Genomic DNA, 19,803 nt, shown 5'->3' with positions numbered 1-19,803 from the left:
AGCGCTCTGAGTGGCTGGAGATGCAGGCGCGCGCCATGCATGCGCGCGCCCGCATTCCATTGCAGATCAAGGTGCGATCGGCTTGCCGCTCGCGTCCTTGACCTTCTCCTTCCACTGCGACTTGATTTCGCTGACGACCGACTCCGGCAGCGAGATGTAGTCGAGGCTATCGGCGGCGGACGAGCCGTTCTTGAAAGCCCAGTCGAAGAACTTGAGCGTTTCCTTGCCCTGCTCAGGCTTGTCCTGCGCCGTGTGCACCAGCACGAAGGTCGCGCCGACGACCGGCCATGCGTCCTTGCCCGGCTCGTTCGTGAGGATCTGGTAGAACGACTTTTTCCAGTCCGCGCCGGCGGCCGCCGCCTTGAACGTTTCGGTGTCCGGCTGAACGACCGTGCCCGCTTCGTTCTTCATCGCGGCGTAGACCATGTGGTTCTGCTTCGCGTACGCCCACTCGACGTAGCCGATCGCGCCCGGCAGACGCTGCACGAAGGCTGCGACGCCGTCGTTGCCCTTGCCGCCCGTACCGGTCGGCCAGTTCACGGTCGTGCCTTCGCCGACCTTGCTCTTCCACTCGGGGCTGACCTTCGAAAGGTAGTTCGTCCAGATGAAGCTGGTGCCCGAACCGTCGGCGCGGCGGACCACGGCGATGTCGAGATCAGGCAGCTTGACCTTCGGGTTCAGTGCGACGATGGCCGGATCGTTCCACTTCTTGATCTTGCCGAGGTAGATGTCGCCGAGCACCGGGCCCGACAAGGTGATCTCGCCCGGCTTCACGCCCGGCACGTTGATCGCCGGCACGACGCCGCCGACCACCGTCGGGAACTGGAACAGGCCGTCCTTGGCCAGCTGGTCATCCTTGAGCGGGGCATCCGAACCCGCGAAGTCGACGGTCTTGGCCTGAATCTGCTTGATGCCGCCCGACGAGCCGATGCCCTGGTAATTCACCTTGCCGCCACCCGACTTCTGATAGGCGTCGGCCCATTTCGTGTAGATCGGCGCCGCGAAGGTGCTGCCCGCGCCCGTGATATCCGCAGCCTGGGCGATGCCCGTGCCCAGCGCGAGAATGACAATCGCAAAGAGACTGACTCTCATCCCGTACTCCTTAAAATCGTTATTGATGCGCTGGACGTTACGTTCGCAATGTGACGATTGGGTGACACTGCAGTCGATCGCAAAAGAGAACTTATGGATGCTGACGTCACCATTCAGCAGACGTGTTAGCAAGGACTCATTGAACAGGTTCGAAGGCAGATCGCGGCGCGGGTGGAATGTCGCAATAAACAGTATATACTGTTTATACCGTTTTCAGACCGGAGATCGACATGACTGTAGCGACCACACGCAAACCCACCAAGAAGGCGTTCCACTTCCCGAAGTCCGCGGCAGCCGAGGCAACCGCGGAGGCGCAAAGCGAAGCAGCAAAGCCCGCTGCGGCAGCTGCAGCAGAAGCGGCGGTAAAGTCCAAACGCAAAAAGGCCGTATCCAAAGCGGCGGCGAAGCCCGCTAACGGCGCTGCGGAGGCACCGGCTCCTGCACCTGCGGCTGCACCCGCCGAAAAGGTCAAGGCCAAGCGCGTGAAGAAAGACAAGGTCGTGCGCGACAGCTTCACGATGCCCAAGACGGACTACCAGCGCATCGCGCTCCTCAAGCGCAAGTGCCTCGAGGCCGGTGTTGCGGTGAGAAAGAGCGAACTTTTGCGCGCCGGCCTTCAACTGCTGGAAGCGGCCCCGCAGAAGCGGCTGCTGGCTGCGATCGAAGCGCTCGAGACCGTCAAGACGGGCCGTCCGGCCAAAGGCGACGAAAACGCCTGATGGGCGCGAAGCGTTGGTGATGTTGGGCTTGGGGTATCTGCCTGGGGAAGGCAGATGCATCCGGATTGAACGCCGTGGGCGTTCAATCCCTCACCACGAGGGCCGTGGTGTTACTTCCTGCGCCGCTGGTTGATCAGCCGCACGATATCGGTTGTTGGACCGCTGGTGAGCAGGCGCGGGATGTCGTCGAGATGGACCCATCGACACCTGGCTATCTCGCTGCTCGGCCGTGCCTTGGCCTGCCTCGGTATTTCGCAGGAGAACACGTGATGGTGTTTCTGCTTGCCGCGAATGTCGAACAGGTACCTGGCCGACTTGCCCAGCAGCCGCGTCTCCTCCTTGAGTTCCCGAAGCGCGGTTTCCGTAAGATGCTCACCGCGCTTCAATATGCCACCCGGTAGTGCCCACTTCGACTGACTGCGTGCTACCAGGAGTATTCGCTTACCTCTACGGCAGATCACGGTGGCCCGTTTCTTCAACTCGAACTCCCACTTCGTTCCCGGGGGGCGCTTCTCGCTGCATCCGCAAAGCAACGCCTGACGTAGGTAAGCATCGTAATACAGAAAATCAGAAGTTCAACCTGCCGGTGACGCAAAGGCTGTCAACTTGTCAGAATTTGCACACTTCATCAAATCGTCACGAAGATTAGATTGCCAACCGGCCATATGGTATGGTTTGGGCCAACCTGTTTTTGTGAGACTCGAGGTTGAAATGGATATGGACGGTGACTGGCCGCTGCCACGGCCGCGCACTCGCCTCAGAATCGATCGGCGCCGCTCCGCCGCGTCACTCACCAGCAAGACCTCCATCGCCAGCACCTTCTCGTCATTGGCCATGCCAGTGGTCGTCGAGGTGGTGCAAAGAACGAAATCCCTCGCAACAGAAGTCGACCCCGAAGCGTTTCATCAGCTTCGGGTGGCCTTCAGAAAACTTCGTGCCTTGTATTGGGCGTACTCGCCCTGGCTCGGCGAGGAAGCCACCGCGCACGCCAGCGAAGAATTCAAGCGCCTGGCCGCCGTGGCGGGCGGAACGCGCGACTGGGACATCGCAGGCGATCTCCTCAAAACCGCACAGAAGTCAGACGCCTTCATCGAACTGCTCGTGAGCGCCGCGCGCGAGAAGCGCGCGCAAGCGGTGGCGCATAGCCAGGCCATGATCAAGAGCGACGCCGTCGAGGCATTTCTGAACGACGCCGTGCTGCGCGCGCAAACCACGCTGCAGTCGAGTTGCGATGATCTGCCGATCCGCGCGTTTGCCAGGCGGCGAGTCCGCATGGCGCAGCGCACGCTTCGAAAGCGCAGCAGACGCGCCGCGCGAAGCGAGGCCGGCCACGAGGAGAGTCTTCATGACGTGCGCAAGGCCGGTAAAAAGCTGCGCTATCTGCTCGAGTTTTTTCAACCCGTGATCAAAGGCGGGCACGAGCGCACCATCAAGGAGCTGACGTCCGTGCAAAAGACGCTAGGGGAGTTCAACGACATTGCCGCGAGCGAGACCCTGATCCGCAACACGACATTCGACGAGGTGCCTGCCGACATCGTCGAGAAGTCATTGCAGTGGCTGGAAGCCATGAAGTACCAGCGAATCGACGTGGCCTCGCGAAGGGTGAGAGCCATTACCGACTGAACCAGCAAGCTGCCATCACTGGCAGGTCACGACGCTAACGGGCAGGTTCTCACTCGCCGTGCCGAGCCGCTCGCGCGACGCGGTGGTGATGGAACCGCCGGGCGGTATGCATTCCGATTGCCCCATTCCCCCGCCTTCCGTTTGCGGCGCGCCGTTGTTGAACGACTGCCACGTGATGATGACCGATGCGCCGCAGTTGTTGATCAGGTCGATGTAGTCGAGTCCCAGTCTGGCATTTTTCCCGCGATATTCCCGGTCGACGCAGTCCGTCGAAAGCTCGCTCGGTTCGAAACCAGGTGAGGCGGTGGGCGCCGCGCGATCGCCGGCGGCATTGGCCGTGCCATGCACCAGAAGGATCAGGAGCAGGACGGTAAGCTGGCTGTTAGCCAGATTGCGGGAAGCGCTCATTGCGTCACCTCGCTTTCGGGTACCGATCACCGTCAGTTAGCGTCCCGCAGAAGCAGGCGTCAAGCGTGGGGCGCTTCCGTACGTGGGCAAACAAACAGTGTCGCCCGCGAGCCGTAAGTCCTTACTAAGGAATTCGAAATGAAGAAGACGATTCCTGGGATCTTCACAAGGCCTGCACCTGCACTGCCGGTCCGGGCGCGCCGCCCACGCTCGGCGCGATCACGAGATATCGTCGGTGATCGGACACGCCCGGCGTGCCGGGCACGACGACCTGTCGAATCTGCCCCAGCGTGTTGACGATCGCGGAGCCGGCCGGGTTGGCCTTGAAGCTCGCGAGGACGTCGATGCGGCCACTGCCGTCGGCGTGGTCCGAAAGTCCGAGGAAATACGGCTGGCCCGCCTGCAATCCCGTCACCGCAGCCTGCAGCACCTGCAGCAATCCCTGATCGAACAACGCCACCGAAGTGGGCGCAGCGCCACGATCGGCCGCGGCGTCACCCACCGGAACCAGCATGACGTGCGTGGCCTCGCCCGCCGCGCCGAGCGGCTGCGTGTTGGCCGTACCGTCGCCTTCCGGCACGGCGTCCGGCACGTACGCCACGGCTTGCGGCGCCTGGCCGACCGGCACCGTGGCGACGACCTGGTTGGTCAGCGTGTCGATTGCCGTCAGCGCATCGCCGTTTTCGAGGCCCACGTAGACACGCGTGCCGTCGCCCGACGGCCAGATGCCGTGCGGCAGGCTGCCAACCGCAATGGTCGCCACCTGCGAGAAGTCGTCGGTACGGAACACCTTGATCTGGTTCAGGCCGCCCACCGTCACGTACGCAAACATGCCGTGGGCGTTCTGCACGATGTTCACATGATTGGTGATCGGCCCCGTATCGAGCGTTTTCAGCAGCGCAAACGGCGGGCGGGCGTCGAACACCTGCGTCTTGCCCACATCCTTCAACGTGAACCAGACCTGCCGGCCATCCGGCGTCGCCGCGATGTTCGGGCAGAACGGGCTCGCCTGTGTGACGCGGGCCACGACCTTGTGATCGGCTACCGAAACGACATCGGTTTCCGGGTTGAACGACGAGCAGATATACCCGTACTTTCCATCGGGCGAGAAGATCTGCATGCCCGGCCCGGCTGGCACGACAATGCGCGTCTTCTCTTCGAAGGTCTTGCCGTCGAGCACATCGACGTAATTCTCACCGCGCACGGTCACCCACACCTCCTTGCCGTCGGGTGTGAAGAAGGCCTCGTGCGGGGAGCGGCCCACATAGGTCACGTGCTTGACCGCATTGGTTTGCGTATCGATGAAGCTCACCGAGTTCGAGCCGATGGAGACAATGGCCAGCATGCGGTGATCGGGAGAAAAGCCCATCCCGTGCACGAGCAACTGACCGTGATAGAGCGGGCTGAAGTTGGCCGGAGTCGGTTCACCGAGGCGGATGACACCGACCAGACGATTGGCCGCGGGGTCGATGATCGACACGGTGTTCGAAAACTGATCAGACGAATAAACGCGGTCCCGATGGCTCACCGGAATATCGGCGGCCGCGAGCGAACCGGGGACCTGCCCCGCCTCGGCGAGCGTGGCGGCGGCAAGCGCGACGGCGGTCAGGGCCGCGCCAAGCATGGCGTTGGTTTTCATGACGTTGTCTCCTGCGTTTTGATGCGAGTGGGTCAGTGCGACATCGGCGCCGGCGCCGGGTTCGCGTCATGCACCGCGAGGCGCATGGCAACGATCTCCTGCTGTTGCTCGACCACGATCGCCTGGGCGATCCGGCGTAACTGTTCGTTGTGTCCATGCCGCAGTTCCGCCATGGCCATATCGATGGCACCCTGGTGATGGGGAATCATTGTTGCGACGAAATCGCGGTCGATGTCGCCCGTGGGCCTGGCCGCCATCCCCGCCATCATCTTCGTCATGGCGGCGTCGTTTTCAGAGAGAAACGAGCCTTCTTCACTATCGCGAGACGATCCCGCGTCACCCGACGACGCGGCGCATAGACCGGCCAGGGAAAGCACGGCCGCACCGCTCACCGTTGCCCGCAAAACGAGTCGAATTGCAGCGTTCATGACGTCCCCTCCGTATCGGTCGAATCCCGTTCGACGAGAAGGCAAACAACGGACTCGCCGATTTACTCCATGCCTGGCGAAATTGAAGTGCGGATCGACGAACCGCGAAACGTTGGCAAACGCTTCCCGACTCACGAGCCTCGCGCGGGCCGGGTGGAATAACTTCCTTGATAGCGCGTTCGCCCCGTGACATTCGCGTAAGCGGGCGTACCATCATTGCACAGCGCATGAAGGTCGCACGCGCGGGCCCGACCGATTGATCTTTTGCCGGGCACCGCATAGCAGATTAGCCGCGTCGCCGCGGTGAGGAGCGCTACATGGCCACGAGCATTGGGCTTCACGATCAAGCGCGGCAGCTGTTGCCGTTTCGCGAGTCGGTATTGGCGATGCTCGGCGTCGCGTCGGTTTCGATGCTGATCGCGCTCGACCAGACCATCGTCGGCACCGCATTGCCCCGCATCGTCGCGGAGCTCAAGGGCTTCGAGCTTTATGCATGGGTCGCGACGGCCTACATGCTTGCGTCGGTCATCACGATTCCGATCTTCGGGCGTCTGGGCGATCTGTTCGGCCGTAAACCCTTCATGCTCGCAGCGATCCTCCTCTTCACCCTCGCCTCGGTACTCTGCGGGATCGCGACCAACATGCTGTTTCTCGTGCTCGCGCGCGGCCTGCAGGGCATCGGCGGCGGCATCATGATGGGGACGGTATTCGCGACCGTCGCCGACCTGTTCCCCGATCCGCGGCTGCGCCTGCGCTGGCTGGTGTTCGTCTCCTCAGCGTTTGGCCTGGCGAACGTGGTCGGGCCAACGCTCGGGGGCATGCTGACACAGCACGGCAGCTGGCGCCTCGTCTTCTTCGTCAACGTGCCGGTGGGCGTGGTAGCGCTCTTCTTCGTGAATGCTTTCCTGCCGCATCTGCACCATGCCCGCGAAGGCGCGCGGCTGCGTCTCGACTGGCTCGGCGCGTGCGTCGTCGCCGTCACGTTCGGCGCGCTGCAGCTCGCCATCGAGCTTTTGCCGAGGCAGGGCTGGACGACTTCGACGATCGTGCTCGCGGTGATCGTGCTGGTGTGTTCGCTGACGCTTTTCTTCTGGGAAAAACGCATGGGCTATCCGATCATCCCCGTGGACATGCTGCTCGACCGCAAGCTCGGTCCGCTCTTCGCGATGTCGGTGCTGGGCGGGTTTGCGTTGTTCTCGCTCGTGTTCTATGTGCCGCTGCTGTTCCAGGGCGGCTATGCGATGTCGCCGCGCGCCTCGGGCATGCTGATCACGCCGCTGCTGCTCGGCACGACGGTCGGCAGTTTCGTGAACAATCGCGTGGTCACGCGCATCCGGCGCGCCAACGCGATCCTCTACGTCGGCTTCGCGTTGTCCGCTTTCGCGAGCCTCGCGGTGGTCGTGCTGCGAGGCAACGAGCCGCATCTCGTGTGGATGGCGTGCATGGGCGCGAGCGGCCTGGGGCTGGGCCTCGTGGGCACGAGCCTCACGGTCTGCTCGCAGCAGATCGTCTCGCGCGACCATCTCGGCGCCGCCACGGCGATGCTGCAATCGCTGCGCACGTTCGGCGGCATGCTGGGCACGGCGATGACCGGCGCACTGCTCGGACATGTTTACACCATGGGCGTGAATCGCTCGCTCGACTCGTATCAGGCGACGCAGTGGTTCAAGTCGTTTGCGAGTCCCGAACTGCTCGTGGACCGCGCCGACCAGGCCGCGCTGATCAGCCGTCTCGTGAGCGCCGGCCATGCCGGCGATGCGATGATGAATTCGGCGCGCAGCGCGCTCGTGGACTCGATCCACATGGGCCTCATCGTCGCCGCCGTGGCTGCGCTGGCCGGCCTGTGTCTCGCGTGGTTCGTGCCGCCCGTGCAGGTCGGTTATCTCGAGGCGCAGCCGTAAATGAACGACGCAAAATATTTCACCGGTACTTCATTTCCACTACCGTTTAACATCTGCGTAATAAATTAGTAATTAGGGAGTAATCGACGGTAAGCATAATTCGCCGCCGTCAGTCACAAATAATCACACAGCATCAATCACGACGACGGAGCCCTCAGCATGCCCGCTTCACGCCATCGAATTGCACTGCCGGTCTACCTGGCAGTGCTCACCAGCGTTGCCGCGCTGACCGCCTGCGGAGGCGGCAATAGCGATCCCGCCACCACTGCCGCCATTCCCGCGCCGCCTGCCGACCTCGGCTCCGTGGACAACGCACCGGTTATGGCGCGTTCAGCGGCAACGTGATCGTGGCCATGGACGCGACCCAGGGTGGCTTCAACGCCGCCGACACCTGGCGCAACGACATCGCCGGCTCGGGCAAGCTCACGCTGCAGGGCAGCGGCACACTCACGCTCGCGGGGAACAACAGCTACACGGGCGGCTCGCAGGTGAGCGGCGGCGTGCTCGCGGCGGCGTCGACCACGGCCTTCGGCAACGGCGACGTGTACGTTGGGTCCGGCGGCGGCGTGGCCGTGGCGACGAGCGCACCGTTGACGGTGGCGGGCAAGTACACGCAGCTCAACGGCACGACGCTCGAACTCGACATCGACGGCAACGGCGGCGGACGCCTGCGCGTGGGCGTCCAGCTCACGGTGGCGGGCGGCACGCTGCATGTGAAGTTCGTGAACGGCTATACGCCGAAAGCGGGCGACTCGATCGACGTGATCGACGGCAGCGGCGCATCGGTGAAATTCGCAACGGTCACGGTGGATGGTTTCAAGGCCACGCCCGTTTATTCTTCGACCGGCGTTTCGGTGAAGCTCTCGGCTTCGTGATGTAGTCACTCAGCAAAGCGGCCCCGAATCGCGATGGTTCGGGGCCGTTTTGCGTGTGAATCAGAAGCGATGCCGGATGCCCGCCGCCACGAGCACCTGGTTGCGGCCGGCCGACGGGTCGCAGGTGTTGATCATCGCAAACGCACCGGACGACGCGCGCTGATAGACCGCCTCCGTATACACGTCCGTGCGTTTCGACAGCTGATAGTCGGCCTGCAGCGCACCTTGATGCCAATGTGCGGAGGTCGCGCCCGTATAGGCATACATGCCCGCCAGCGAGAACGCGGGCGTCACCTGCCACAGCGCATTCACTTCGTAGTTGCTGAAGGCGATCGACGGCAGCGGCACGCCGCCATCGGCCTCGCTCACACTCGTATGAATGGAACGTGACCAGGCCGCGCCGAGCGTCACGTCGCCGAGCGCGTAGCTCATGCCCGCGCCAATGGTGTCTTCGCGCTGCACCGCGACCTCGGTCGGCACGAGGCCCGCACCCGGCAGCACCGACGTGTCGTACGCACCCACCGAAGAGGCACCGCGTCCGTCGATGTGCATCCAAGCCACGCCGGCGCTGAACGGGCCGCCCTCGTAATGCGCGCCGAAGCCGTAGGCGCGGTTTTGCGCGAAGCGCCCCGCCGCGTTCGAAAACGCGTACATCGCGCCGGCGCTGAAACCGCCGTATGTGGCGCTCGCGAACTTCACCGCATTCGAGGCGAGCCAGGAATTGTTGGCGTTGTCGTTGTCGAACGGATGGCCGAATGCCGTGCCGCCCGCGCCGCCCGTCAGCGTGAACGGGGCGAAGTAGTCGTGCATCGTGTCGTACTGGCGGCCCAGCGTGATCGTGCCAAATCGTTCGGATTGCAGACCAACGTAGAACGGATGGTCGTTGAAGGCTTCGCCGGAGGTGACCGAGAAACCGCGCTCGAGGCGAAAGATCGCGGCGTTGCCGCCGCCGAGATCCTCGCTGCCCTGCAGGCCCCAAAAACTGCCGTCGATCAGGCCCGAGCCTGCGCGATACTGGCTGCGGCCCGCAACGTCGCTGACATAGTCGACGCTAGCGTCGATCTCACCGTACAACGTGACCTGCTGCGCCGAGGCGCCAGCGCCTGTGAATGCCAACGCCGCCCCGCCGAGGGCGGCCAGAATGTGCTTGTTCATGAGTCTTCTTGTTTGTGCTTGTAAAGAATGCATGGACGAGCGCCGTCAGCCCTCGCTTGGTGCGGCGAGGTGCCCCGACGTCGTCGTTAATCCGTCAATATCCAGCGTGCTTTTGAACAGCGAACGCCTGGTGGCCCGTGAGCGGTCTACGCCGCATCAGGGCCGGTGGTGGTGGCCGGATTGGCCCGCTTTTCCAAGGTGGGAGGGTGTGCATTGACGGCTCCTTGGGTTACGCGCCCGGGAATGAGTCGTGAAATAAACGTAGCGAGGTCTGACTTCTGGCTCGATTGACAGCCAGTCACAGTGGCGCGACCGCGCCGGATTCTCACCGGCTTCCCTGCTGCGTTTCGCTCGTGCAGCGCCTACGCGCGAAAAACAGCTGCAAGGATAGCGTAAGTTGCGGGAGCGGCCAAACCGGGTGTTTTCGCCACACGACACACGTCAAAGGTTGACGCGGCGAATGCGCGGCCATTACCCTTGCGCGCTGATGGTTCCCGGCGACGGGATCAAAAGGGAACGCAGTGCAAGACTGCGGCTGCCCCCGCAACTGTTAGCGGCGAGTCCATGCCAGAGCGTGCCACTGGGAAACCGGGAAGGCCGGCAACGGACGTCGACCCGCGAGCCAGGAGACCTGCCATCAGCCGAGTCCAGCAGCCGCAGCGGGCGGGGATCCCCAATGCGCAAAAGCACCGCCCACGCGGCGATCGCCCGTTGCACGGACAGCCCGTTTTTCAGGAGCTGTTTCCAGCCACCGCATCATGAAGTTTCGCCAATTCGTATTGACTTCCGCCGCGCTCGCCTGTGCGTGGCAAACCGCGCATGCCGCCGACGCATCGCCGACCCAGACACAGCAGCAAGCCGGCGACGGCACCACGCTGCCCAATATCCTCGTCGTGGGCGACGCGCAGCATCTGCCGCAATCGTTCGACCAGCGCTACGCGAGCACCCAGGTGCTCACGCGCGAGGACCTCGACCGCGTCTCCCCCGCCGACCCCAGCATCGCGCAGGCGCTCGCCACGCTGCCCGGCGTCACCGTCTCGCAGACCGGCGGGCCGGGGTCGTACACGGGGGTGAGCATCCGCGGGTCGTCGGCCGACCAGGTGGCCGTGTTCATCGACGGCATACGCATAGGCTCCGTCACCACGGGCACGGCCGAATGGGCCGATCTGGCGACCGCCTCGTTCGACCGCGTCGAAGTGATCTCGGGCCCCGCAGCCTCCTCGTTCGGCGCGGATGCCGTGGGCGGCGTCGTGCAGCTCTTCACGCGTCATGCGTCGAACCAGCCGAACCAGACCACCGTCTCGTTCGGCGGCGGCTCGAACAAGACCTTCGACACGCAGGTGCGCACCTCGGGCACGATCGGCTCGACCGGGCCGCTTTCCGCACTGAGCGGCCTCACCTACTCGCTGGGCCTGCACGACTACAACACGGCGGGCATCGACGCGACCCAGCCCTGGGCCTACGGCCACGAAGACGGCCGCAACCCGTACCACGCGCAGAACCTGGACGCGCGCCTTGGCTACGCGCACGACAACTGGTCGATCTCGACCTTCGCGCTCTACCACCGCTCCGATCTCTCGTTCGACAACGCGGGGGGCAACGACCGCCAGCGCGACAACCAGCTCACGACCGGCCTCGCGTTCCACCTCGACATCACGCCGACCACGCAGTTCGACCAGTCGGTGGGCTACGCGACGGACCGTCAGTTCCTCTATTCGAACGACCCGACGATCCCGACCGACGAGATCGACTCGACGCGCTTTTCCACCTCCACGTCGATCACGCATCAGGAAAGAGGCCACACGCTCTTCGGCATGCCGCTCGACGGCGAGACCAAGCTCGCCTACGACTACACGCGCGAGATGGCGTTCCTGCCGGTGGATGTGCCGGGCGGCCTGCCGGCGCGCAACGATTCGGCCGTGTCGATGCATCAGTCCACCACGCTCGGACCCGTCACGCTGTTTCTGGCGGGGCGGCACGAGATCGTGCAGGGGCAATCGGTGAATACGGGCAACGTCGCACTGTCGTGGGCGATCACGCCGGTCTACACCGCGCGCGTTTCGTACGGCAACGCGTTCCGCCTGCCGACCTTCAACGACCTCTACTATCCGGGCTACTCGAATCCCAACCTGCTGCCCGAACGCAGCGATTCGGTCGAAGCCGCGCTCGACGCCACCACGTCGATCGGCACGTTCACGGCGGCCGTGTACGACACGCGGGTGCACGACCTCATCACGTACAACTCGCAGACCTTCCTGCCCGTGAACGTGGGCCGCGCGCACATTCAGGGGCTCGACCTCTCGTACAAGGGCACGCTCGGCAAGTCCACGCCGGTGAGCCTCGCGGTGGGGATCCTGAATCCGCAGGACGTGACCGACCAGACCTGGCTCAATCGCCGCCCGCGCCAGACGGCGAGCCTGAGCGTGGATCACACGTGGGACGAGTTCCAGCTCCACGCCCTCAGTACCGGCGTTTCGCTGCTGTATAACGGCTCGACGTTCGACGACCAGCTCAACACGATCTACCTGCCTTCGTGGACCACGGTGAGCCTGCGCGCGTCGTACAAGGTCAATGCGCATCTCGCGCTTTCGGCCACGCTGGCGAACGTGTTCAACCGGCAGTACGTGACCGCATACGGGTACAACACGCTGGGGCGCACGGCGTTTGGCAAGGTGACCTATACGTTCTGAGCGTTGCGTGCGAGCGGGTGCGTTCAAGCGTTTCGCGCGCCCGCTCGCCTAGCCCTCGCGCTTCGGCCGCCGCACCGCGCGAATCTTCCCGCTGTTGCCGCCGCCGCAGAAAAACTGCTCGCCGCCATCGGACTCCAGCCCCGAAACGGCGGTCCCCGGCGGCATGTCGAGCTGTTCCAGCACTTCGCCCGTGCCCGGATCGATGCGCCGCAAGTCGCTCTCGTCGCCTTCCCAGGTGCCGTGCCACAGCTCGCCATCCACCCACGTCACGCCCGTGACGAAGCGGCTCGATTCGAGCGTGCGCAGGATCGCGCCCGTCTGCGGATCGACCTGATGGATCTTGCGCTCGCGATACACCCCGACCCAGAGCGTGCCGTCTGCCCACGCGAGTCCCGAGTCGCCGCCGCCTCCAGGCGCGGGAATCGTGGCAAGCACGCGGCCCGTTTCAGGGTCGATCTTGTGGATGCGGTCCTCGGCGATCTGAAACAGATGCCGGCCGTCGAACGCCGTGCCCGCGTGTGCCGCAATGTCGATCGAGCGCTGTGTCTGGCCGCTCTGCGGATCGAGCGACGCGATGCGCTCGCCCACGGCGAACCACACCTGCTTGCCGTCGTACGAGACGCCGCCCACCTTCTCGATGCCGGGAAAAGGGCCGTACTCGCGGACGATTTCGGCAGTCGTTCGTTTCATGGTTTCCTCCTTGAATGACGGGACAGGCGTTCATCCTAGTCGCCTGGCAGCGGCGCGGGGAGTAACAAGGTCGTCGCGAATCCGGGGACGGGCGGCGTGGTCCAGCGGCGCGCGCGGCCGTAGCCGAACGACTGCACCTTGTCCGCCGCGGCGAGCGAATCGAGCGCGCGCTGCACGGTGCGCTGGCTCGCGCCAAGCGCCAGCGCCAGCGCCGAACTCGACCACGATTCACCATCGGCGAGAAAGGCCAGCACGGCGGCGTGCTTTTCTTCCACGGGCCGTGCCAGCACCACCACTTCGCTCGCGTGGCGCGGCGCCAGCGCGAAGCCCTGCTGGGTCGCGCCGATCTCCGCCACGTCGCGCATCAGCGTGCGCAAGCGGCCGATTTCCACGCGCAGGCGGGCGCGATGCGTTTCGTCGGCGTGCTTCGTGCGAAAGGCGCGGGCGATGAGCGCGTCGCGCGGCACGTCGGCGGGCCACGCCTCGGCGAGCGCGCGGGCGAGCACGAACAGCACGGGCCGTCTTGCGAGTTCGATGACGGTCGGGCCCTCGCGCGCGACGTAGCGGCACGCGTCCACGACGAGCGCCTTCGAGGCGAGCAGCGCCTCGACGTCTTCCAGCAGCAGCACCCGCTCTTCACCGCGCGCGATGAGGCGCGCCGCCGGCGAGGTCAACAGCAGCGCGGCGCTCTCGATCTCGGCGCTCAGCGCCGCGATGCCCGCCTCACGCGCGGCGCGCGCGGCCGCGGAGAGCGCGCGCCGCGCCGCCTGCGTCTGAATGCGCCGCATGGCAATGCCGGCGGCGATCAGCTCGTGCGCCGCACGCAACGCAGGCGGCAGCGGCGCGGGATCGGCTTCGGCAAGCATGCCGCCGGCCTCGTCGAGGCGGCCGATGAGCAGCAACCGGCGTATTTCCAGGTAGCGTGCGTGCGCGGCATTGAGACGGTCGCCATGGGCCTCGAGCGTTTGCCGCGCCGCAGCGAGCGTATCGGTCGGCCAGCCGAGGTCGCGTGAGGCGAGCGCGATTTCGGCCTCGGCGACGACACAGCGCGCACGCGCCACGGCCTCGCGCGAGCCGAAGCCGCGCGCCGCGCTGCGCAGCAGCGCTTTGGCGCGCGCGAAGTCGCCGAGCTGCGCCATGGCGATGCCGCGCAGCGCGAGCGCGGGCGCGTCGTCGCGCAACGCGACCCGGTTCAGCGCGCCGAGCGGATCACCGGCCGCGAGCGCGCGCGCCGCCGCCGTGATCAGCGAATCCATGGTCATGGGAATCCCGCCACACTTGTCACTCCCCCTCCTCCTCGGTCCGGACCTAATCTAACACGGCGATCAAACGAATCATCGATCGAACGGCATGGCCATGCGCACAGCGCGCCGCCATCATAGTGAATCCATAGGAGGACCAGGCAATGGCAACCCATACCACAGGAACGCGCGAAGACTGGCTTGCGGCGCGCATCGAACTGCTGGCCGCCGAGAAAGAACACACGCGCCGCGGCGACGCACTGGCGCAGCAACGCCAGGCGTTGCCGTGGGTGCGCGTCGACAAGACGTATCGCTTCGAAACCGAAGAGGGCGGCGCCACGCTCGCCGATCTCTTCAAGGGGCGCTCGCAACTGCTCGTTTATCACTTCATGTTCGGACCGGATTACGCGGCGGGCTGTCCGTCGTGCTCGTCGATTGCGGATGGCTTCGAAGGCATCGCCGTGCATCTCGCGAATCACGACGTGCGGCTCATGGCGGTCTCGCGCGCGCCGCTCGCGAAGCTGCTCAGCTACCGCAAGCGCATGGGATGGCATTTCCCGTGGGCCTCGTCGAGCGGCAACGACTTCAACTTCGATTTCAACGTGGCGTTCACCACCGCGCAGCAGCGCGCGGGCGACATCGAATACAACTATGCGCGCAGCGGCCACGCCATGGACATGAATCCGCCGCCCGCGCCCGTTGCCGAGTTCGCGGCGAGCTGCGGCACCGACGCGGCGACCTACACGCGCGACCGTCCGGGCCTGAGCGCGTTCGTGCTCGAGGACGGCGTGGTCTATCACACGTACTCGACCTATGCGCGCGGCCTCGATGGCGTGTGGGGCATGTACCAGTGGCTCGACCGCGCGCCGAAGGGACGCAACGAGGCCGGCATCTGGTGGCACCGGCATGACGAGTACGCAGAGAGCTGAGGCGCATCATGGATAACGTCGGCATGACGGTACGGCTGCGCGGCGGTACACCGCGCGCGATTTTCTTCGGCGTTGCGTCGCTGGTCTGCGCGGCGAGCGCGGCGGCAACGTTCGTCTGGTGCGCTTCGATGCAGGCGATGGGCGGCACGCCGATGCCTGGCGGCTGGACGATGTCCACGCTCTGGACGCCCATATGCGGACGCACGTGGTTCGACGCCGCCGTATCGTTTGCCGGCATGTGGAATGTGATGATGGTCGCAATGATGTTGCCCGCGGTCGCGCCCGCTTTGTGGCGGTATTTCGAGGCGCTGGGCGACGCACGCGCGGCGCGTGCGGGTGGGATGACGGTGATGGCCGGTGCGGGTTACTTCTTCGTGTGGCTCGTAGTCGGGGGGCTCGTGTTCGCGGCGGGGGCGCGACTCACCGCGCTGGCCGTCGAGGCGCCAGCGCTAGCGCATAGTGCGCCGGCCCTGGCCGGTGTGGTCGTCGTGATGGCGGGCGTGCTGCAGTTCTCCGCGTGGAAAGCGCGGTGGCTTGCGTGCTGCGGGAACGTGCCGTCGTGCGGGCATGCGCGGTTCGATATGCAGGCTGCGCTGCGTCACGGCCTGAAGCTCGGCCGGCATTGCCTGTACTGCTGCGGAAATTTGATGGCGGCGCTGCTTGCGGCGGGCGTGATGGATCGGCCTGCGATGGCGCTGGTCGCGGCGGCGATCGCGGCGGAGCGGTGGATGCCGGGCGGCACAAGAGTCGCACGCGGGATTGGCGCGGCTGCGATTGCGGCGGGCCTGGTGATGCTGGTGCGGGCGTTGGCTGCATAAAAAAATCGCCGTTCCGCACTCGCGAAACGGCGATAAAACGCTCCGACTCTAACGTCGAACTCACGCCTCCAGACTCGCGCCTGCACACGAGTCTGATCGACGCTCCGGACTGTTACTGGCAATCCGGAGTAACAGCAGGAGGCTGACTGGATTCAACCTCCGTGCTGCTGGGCGAAGCCCGGCGCGACCGGGGGGACTCCCGGCCTCACCGCACTCCGCGCCTCTGGTGGCGGCTCACATGCCGCCTAAAGGTTTCTGAACCGTCAGCTTGTTCGTCACCGAAGTCACGCCAGGAACGCCCCTGGCGATCTCGGCGGCTCTGTCGACCTGCGCCGCATCCGTGACCGTGCCATTGAGCGTAATCGCCCCATTTTTGGCACTGACGCCGATACTGCCGCCTTGAATTTCCTTGTGCTTCGCGAGCGCGCGGTACACCGCGCGCCGCAGCTTGGTGTTGCTCGGCGTCGCGGGTGCCTCGGTGCTGGCCGCCGCCGAGGCCGTAGCGCTGGGCGCGCTGGCCTCGGTTTGGGCCGAAGCGTTCAGGGACGCCGCGGCGAGCAGCGTGACGAGTGCAAGGCTGAGGGTCTTGTTAAATGTGTTCATTCCATACTCCAATGGTGGCTTCTGCTCGCGGCTTAAAAGGTATGGCGCAGGCCGACGTTGACAGCCGTGGTGTTGCGACCCGGGGCGACAGGCGTGCCGTAAATGAGCTCCTGGTTCATCTGGCCGCGGTTGGACACATAGCCGCCCTGGGCATAAACCAGCGTGCGTCCCGAGATGTTGTACTCGGCGCCGAGTACGTAGGCAGTCGACTGGTTCGAGTTGTTCCGGTTGTCCTTCAGGTAGTAAACGCCCGAAGTGACGTTGAGCGCCGGCGAGAAGCGATAGCCAAGACCGCCCGTCCACATGTCAAAATCACCGGAGACAACCAGTGACTTCGGCACCCCGTTCGTGTTGGCCGGATTGCGGCCGTTGGCGAACGAGCCCGAGACCGAGAGCCCGTGCCACGTGTATTTCGCGCCGAAATAGATGAAGCGGTTGTTGTTCTGGCCGGTTGCCGGCGTCGCAGTCGGCGGGTTCGAGTACCCGTACGGGTTCGCATCGTGACCGTTGTAGTAGACGGCATCGGCGTTCAGGCCAAAGCCCGAGTACTTGAGGATGGCCGACTCGCGCGTGCCGCCCTGGGGCTGCCCTGCCACGCCGCCGGGCGCGTATTCGAGTGCAGTCGAAAGACCGTAAAACGACGGCGAGTTATAGACAATCGCATTGTCGTCGTAAAGCGCGCCAATCTGGGCATTCGTGTTGTTCCCCGCCCAGCCCGACATCGTGTTCATGGTCAGCCAGGCAGTCAGCGTGCTGCCGAAGTACTGCGCATTACGCACGTCCGTTTCGGCCATGGCGTAGGCCATCGGCGCAAACTGGCGGCCGAAGTCGATCTTGCCGAACGGACCCGAAAGGCCGATGGTGGTGACCTGGTTGAAAATCGCGCTCGCCGTTGCCGAGCTGTTCAATCCCGTCTGCCCGTTGGAGCTGTTGAACGATCCCTGGAGCTTGAAGTTGGCCGCGTATCCGCCGCCCAGGTCTTCCCTGCCCTTCATGCCGAAGATGCTCGAGTAGATGCCGCCGTCCTTGAGCGCAAAGATAGAGCCCGCGTTGCCATTGAATAGTTTGCCGCCCACTGTCTTGGGCGCGAAGGCATGCTGCGCCGACGTGCTCTGGTAAAGCAGACCGGAGTCCACGACGCCATAAAGCGTGACCGACGATTGCGCATGCGCCGCGCTGGCGAACAGGATCAGCGCTGCCACGCTGCCGAACTTCAATTTCATTGCCTCTCTCCGTGTGTGTGGCCGCCAGGTGGACCCGGCGTCTTTTGTTGTTGCCTGATGGGTATAGCCTGAAGGGTATTGCCTGAATGAAACGCTGTGACCTGGGACCTTAACCAGCTTGCAAGTAGTGGCCGCCATATTGATCGCGCAACTGGTTCTTGAGCACCTTGCCCGTCGCGCCGATCGGAACGCAATCGATGAACAGCACGGCGTCGGGCTTCCACCATTTCGCCACGCGGCCGTCGAAGAACGTGAGCAGGTCGTCGGCTTCGAGCGCGCTGCCCGGCTTCTTCACGATCAGCAAGAGCGGCCGCTCGTCCCACTTCGGGTGGCGCGCCGCAATGCACACCGCCGTCGCGACTTCGGGATGCAGGCTCGCGACGTTCTCGATGTCGGCGGAGCTGATCCACTCGCCGCCCGACTTGATGACGTCCTTGCTGCGATCGACGATCTGCATGAAACCGTCGGCATCGATCTTCGCCACGTCGCCGGTCGGGAACCAGCCGTCCTGCAGCGGCGACGCGTAGTCGCCGCCGAAGTATTCGCTCGCGACCCAGTGGCCGCGCACCTGCAGGTCGCCGGCGGCATTGCCGTCCCAGGGCAGCTCCTCGCCCGCAGCGTCGACGATCTTCATGTCGATGCCGAACACCGAGCGCCCCTGCTTCGCCTGCAGCGCATAGCGCTCGTCTTCGGCCAGTTCGGTCTGATGCGCCTTGAAGCTGCAAACCGTGCCGACCGGGCTCAGCTCGGTCATACCCCATGCATGCAGGACGTCGACGTGATGGCGCTTCTGGAACGCCTGGGTCATTGCGGTCGGGCACGGCGCGCCGCCGATGATCGTCCGGCGCATGGAGGAAAACGAACCTGCTACCGACTCGACGTGCGAAAGCAGCCCTTGCCAGACCGTCGGTACGCCAGCCGACACCGTGACCTGCTCTTCCTCGATCAGTTGATACAGCGACTTGCCATCGAGCGCCGGGCCCGGAAACACGAGCTTCGCGCCGGTCATGCAGGCGATGTACGGCAGGCCCCACGCATTCACATGGAACATCGGCACCACCGGCAGGATCGTGTCGCGCGCCGAGCAGTTCAGCGCGTCGGGCAGCGCCGCCGCAAAGGTGTGCAGCAGCGTCGAGCGGTGGCTATAGAGCACGCCTTTCGGGTTGCCGGTCGTGCCCGACGTATAGCAGAGCGACGAGGCGCTGTTTTCATCGAGCAGCGGCCATTCGAAAACGTCCTTGTGATTGTCGATCAGGTCCTCATAGCAGAGGAGTCTCGATCCAAGGCCATGGTTGCGCGGCATATGCGCGCGATCGGTCATGGCAATGAAGAACTTCGGCGTCGTCACGCGTGACGCGACGCTTTCGATGAGCGGCAGGAACGTGAGATCGAAGAAGATCACGCGGTCCTGCGCGTGCTCGATGATGTACACGAGCTGATCGGCATGCAGGCGCGGATTCAGCGTATGGAGCACGGCGCCCGAACCCGATACCGCGAAGTACAGCTCCATGTGACGGTAGCCATTCCATGCCAGCGTCGCCACGCGCTCGCCCGGCGCAATGACGAGGCTCGAGAGCGCATTCGCCATGCGGCGCGCACGCTGCGCGAGATCCTGATAACAGTAGCGGTGAATATCGCCTTCCACACGACGCGAGACGATTTGCCGAGCGCCGTGATGGCGTTCTGCGTGCTTGAGCAGCGAAGCAACCAGGAGCGGTTGCTCCATCATCAGACCTTGCATGGTTTGCTATCCTAAGTGACTTTGGTAC

General features: G+C 64.6%; 17 protein-coding genes, 2 pseudogenes and 2 riboswitches. Of the genes and pseudogenes, 8 read left to right on the top strand and 11 right to left on the bottom strand.

Translation table 11 applies throughout. From position 1 onward, the window contains the following. Window positions 1–66: 66 nt before the first annotated feature. Complete coding sequence (gene pstS, locus AB4Y40_RS24270; protein ID WP_368689960.1) at window positions 67–1,092, bottom strand: phosphate ABC transporter substrate-binding protein PstS; 1,026 nt, start codon at window positions 1,090–1,092, stop codon at window positions 67–69. Window positions 1,093–1,322: 230 nt separating this feature from the next. Between pstS and AB4Y40_RS24265 the strand changes: the two genes are divergently transcribed. Further along, a complete protein-coding gene (locus tag AB4Y40_RS24265) occupies window positions 1,323–1,811 on the top strand; it encodes a hypothetical protein (RefSeq protein ID WP_368689959.1) in 489 nt (162 codons plus the stop codon). Window positions 1,812–1,921: 110 nt separating this feature from the next. On the opposite strand, the gene AB4Y40_RS24260 is transcribed toward AB4Y40_RS24265, so the two are convergent. Beyond that, window positions 1,922–2,290: an NUDIX hydrolase gene (locus tag AB4Y40_RS24260; protein ID WP_368689958.1), complete on the bottom strand. Its 369-nt coding sequence runs from the start codon at window positions 2,288–2,290 to the stop codon at window positions 1,922–1,924. 232 nt (window positions 2,291–2,522) lie between these two features. Here AB4Y40_RS24260 and AB4Y40_RS24255 point away from each other — a divergent pair, with 232 nt between their 5' ends. Beyond that, window positions 2,523–3,434 (top strand): CHAD domain-containing protein, encoded by a 912-nt coding sequence (locus tag AB4Y40_RS24255; RefSeq protein ID WP_368689957.1) that lies wholly within the window; start codon window positions 2,523–2,525, stop codon window positions 3,432–3,434. A 15-nt stretch (window positions 3,435–3,449) separates the two neighbouring features. On the opposite strand, the gene AB4Y40_RS24250 is transcribed toward AB4Y40_RS24255, so the two are convergent. From AB4Y40_RS24250 to AB4Y40_RS24240, 3 genes and pseudogenes are all read right to left on the bottom strand, one after another. Further along, complete coding sequence (locus AB4Y40_RS24250) at window positions 3,450–3,842, bottom strand: hypothetical protein (protein WP_368689956.1); 393 nt, start codon at window positions 3,840–3,842, stop codon at window positions 3,450–3,452. A gap of 163 nt (window positions 3,843–4,005) precedes the next feature. Next, a complete protein-coding gene (locus AB4Y40_RS24245) occupies window positions 4,006–5,481 on the bottom strand; it encodes a YncE family protein (RefSeq protein WP_368689955.1) in 1,476 nt (491 codons plus the stop codon). A gap of 71 nt (window positions 5,482–5,552) precedes the next feature. Next, a pseudogene (locus AB4Y40_RS24240) lies at window positions 5,553–5,909 on the bottom strand (DUF305 domain-containing protein); the annotation flags it as partial. Window positions 5,910–6,226: 317 nt separating this feature from the next. Here AB4Y40_RS24240 and AB4Y40_RS24235 point away from each other — a divergent pair. From AB4Y40_RS24235 to AB4Y40_RS24225, 3 genes and pseudogenes are all read left to right on the top strand, one after another. Next, complete coding sequence (locus tag AB4Y40_RS24235) at window positions 6,227–7,810, top strand: MFS transporter (RefSeq protein WP_368689954.1); 1,584 nt, start codon at window positions 6,227–6,229, stop codon at window positions 7,808–7,810. A gap of 159 nt (window positions 7,811–7,969) precedes the next feature. Then, on the top strand, window positions 7,970–8,155 hold the full coding sequence (locus AB4Y40_RS24230) for a hypothetical protein (protein WP_368689953.1): 186 nt from the start codon (window positions 7,970–7,972) through the stop codon (window positions 8,153–8,155). Continuing rightward, window positions 8,128–8,685 (top strand): annotated as a pseudogene (locus AB4Y40_RS24225) (autotransporter-associated beta strand repeat-containing protein); the annotation flags it as partial. The gene AB4Y40_RS24230 and the pseudogene AB4Y40_RS24225, both read left to right, overlap by 28 nt. Before the next feature lie 60 nt (window positions 8,686–8,745). Here AB4Y40_RS24225 and AB4Y40_RS24220 read toward each other — a convergent pair. Then, window positions 8,746–9,840: a porin gene (locus AB4Y40_RS24220; RefSeq protein ID WP_368689952.1), complete on the bottom strand. Its 1,095-nt coding sequence runs from the start codon at window positions 9,838–9,840 to the stop codon at window positions 8,746–8,748. A gap of 246 nt (window positions 9,841–10,086) precedes the next feature. Next, window positions 10,087–10,221: riboswitch (cobalamin riboswitch) on the bottom strand. Between the two features lie 90 nt (window positions 10,222–10,311). Further along, window positions 10,312–10,494, top strand: a riboswitch (cobalamin riboswitch). Window positions 10,495–10,598: 104 nt separating this feature from the next. On the opposite strand from AB4Y40_RS24220, the gene AB4Y40_RS24215 reads away from it, so the two are divergent. Further along, window positions 10,599–12,530: a TonB-dependent receptor gene (locus tag AB4Y40_RS24215; protein ID WP_368689951.1), complete on the top strand. Its 1,932-nt coding sequence runs from the start codon at window positions 10,599–10,601 to the stop codon at window positions 12,528–12,530. Between the two features lie 48 nt (window positions 12,531–12,578). Here the strand turns inward: AB4Y40_RS24215 and AB4Y40_RS24210 are convergent, their stop codons facing one another. Beyond that, on the bottom strand, window positions 12,579–13,220 hold the full coding sequence (locus AB4Y40_RS24210; RefSeq protein ID WP_368689950.1) for a glutamine cyclotransferase: 642 nt from the start codon (window positions 13,218–13,220) through the stop codon (window positions 12,579–12,581). A gap of 35 nt (window positions 13,221–13,255) precedes the next feature. After that, window positions 13,256–14,476, bottom strand: coding sequence for a helix-turn-helix domain-containing protein (locus AB4Y40_RS24205; protein WP_368690166.1), 1,221 nt, complete (start codon window positions 14,474–14,476; stop codon window positions 13,256–13,258). Window positions 14,477–14,625: 149 nt separating this feature from the next. Between AB4Y40_RS24205 and AB4Y40_RS24200 the strand changes: the two genes are divergently transcribed. Continuing rightward, on the top strand, window positions 14,626–15,390 hold the full coding sequence (locus tag AB4Y40_RS24200) for a DUF899 domain-containing protein (RefSeq protein ID WP_342919839.1): 765 nt from the start codon (window positions 14,626–14,628) through the stop codon (window positions 15,388–15,390). Window positions 15,391–15,398: 8 nt separating this feature from the next. Beyond that, complete coding sequence (locus AB4Y40_RS24195; RefSeq protein ID WP_368689949.1) at window positions 15,399–16,208, top strand: DUF2182 domain-containing protein; 810 nt, start codon at window positions 15,399–15,401, stop codon at window positions 16,206–16,208. A gap of 234 nt (window positions 16,209–16,442) precedes the next feature. On the opposite strand, the gene AB4Y40_RS24190 is transcribed toward AB4Y40_RS24195, so the two are convergent. The 3 genes from AB4Y40_RS24190 to AB4Y40_RS24180 all read right to left on the bottom strand — a co-directional run bounded on the left by AB4Y40_RS24190 (window position 16,443) and on the right by AB4Y40_RS24180 (window position 19,775). Continuing rightward, the gene (locus AB4Y40_RS24190) at window positions 16,443–16,811 is read right to left on the bottom strand and encodes a BON domain-containing protein (RefSeq protein ID WP_368689948.1); all 369 of its coding nucleotides are present in this window, start codon (window positions 16,809–16,811) and stop codon (window positions 16,443–16,445) included. Window positions 16,812–16,843: 32 nt separating this feature from the next. Next, window positions 16,844–18,034 carry a porin gene (locus AB4Y40_RS24185; protein WP_368689947.1) on the bottom strand — a complete coding sequence of 397 codons (1,191 nt, stop codon included), beginning with the start codon at window positions 18,032–18,034 and terminating at the stop codon, window positions 16,844–16,846. 109 nt (window positions 18,035–18,143) lie between these two features. Beyond that, the gene (locus tag AB4Y40_RS24180; RefSeq protein ID WP_368689946.1) at window positions 18,144–19,775 is read right to left on the bottom strand and encodes a 3-(methylthio)propionyl-CoA ligase; all 1,632 of its coding nucleotides are present in this window, start codon (window positions 19,773–19,775) and stop codon (window positions 18,144–18,146) included. Window positions 19,776–19,803 lie beyond the last annotated feature (28 nt).

This window comes from Paraburkholderia sp. EG287B (assembly GCF_040965595.1).
GTDB lineage: Bacteria > Pseudomonadota > Gammaproteobacteria > Burkholderiales > Burkholderiaceae > Paraburkholderia.
Note: the sequence above shows the minus strand (reverse complement) of the source record. Positions and strands in the feature narration are given on the sequence as shown.

Coding starts and splice junctions, on each gene's coding strand:
- pstS (WP_368689960.1), bottom strand. CDS start 1,092: ATGAGAGTCAGTCTCTTTGCGATTGTCATTCTCGCGCTGGGCACGGGC.
- AB4Y40_RS24265 (WP_368689959.1), top strand. CDS start 1,323: ATGACTGTAGCGACCACACGCAAACCCACCAAGAAGGCGTTCCACTTC.
- AB4Y40_RS24255 (WP_368689957.1), top strand. CDS start 2,523: ATGGATATGGACGGTGACTGGCCGCTGCCACGGCCGCGCACTCGCCTC.
- AB4Y40_RS24250 (WP_368689956.1), bottom strand. CDS start 3,842: ATGAGCGCTTCCCGCAATCTGGCTAACAGCCAGCTTACCGTCCTGCTC.
- AB4Y40_RS24245 (WP_368689955.1), bottom strand. CDS start 5,481: ATGAAAACCAACGCCATGCTTGGCGCGGCCCTGACCGCCGTCGCGCTT.
- AB4Y40_RS24235 (WP_368689954.1), top strand. CDS start 6,227: ATGGCCACGAGCATTGGGCTTCACGATCAAGCGCGGCAGCTGTTGCCG.
- AB4Y40_RS24230 (WP_368689953.1), top strand. CDS start 7,970: ATGCCCGCTTCACGCCATCGAATTGCACTGCCGGTCTACCTGGCAGTG.
- AB4Y40_RS24220 (WP_368689952.1), bottom strand. CDS start 9,840: ATGAACAAGCACATTCTGGCCGCCCTCGGCGGGGCGGCGTTGGCATTC.
- AB4Y40_RS24215 (WP_368689951.1), top strand. CDS start 10,599: ATGAAGTTTCGCCAATTCGTATTGACTTCCGCCGCGCTCGCCTGTGCG.
- AB4Y40_RS24210 (WP_368689950.1), bottom strand. CDS start 13,220: ATGAAACGAACGACTGCCGAAATCGTCCGCGAGTACGGCCCTTTTCCC.
- AB4Y40_RS24205 (WP_368690166.1), bottom strand. CDS start 14,476: ATGGATTCGCTGATCACGGCGGCGGCGCGCGCGCTCGCGGCCGGTGAT.
- AB4Y40_RS24200 (WP_342919839.1), top strand. CDS start 14,626: ATGGCAACCCATACCACAGGAACGCGCGAAGACTGGCTTGCGGCGCGC.
- AB4Y40_RS24195 (WP_368689949.1), top strand. CDS start 15,399: ATGGATAACGTCGGCATGACGGTACGGCTGCGCGGCGGTACACCGCGC.
- AB4Y40_RS24190 (WP_368689948.1), bottom strand. CDS start 16,811: ATGAACACATTTAACAAGACCCTCAGCCTTGCACTCGTCACGCTGCTC.
- AB4Y40_RS24185 (WP_368689947.1), bottom strand. CDS start 18,034: ATGAAATTGAAGTTCGGCAGCGTGGCAGCGCTGATCCTGTTCGCCAGC.
- AB4Y40_RS24180 (WP_368689946.1), bottom strand. CDS start 19,775: ATGCAAGGTCTGATGATGGAGCAACCGCTCCTGGTTGCTTCGCTGCTC.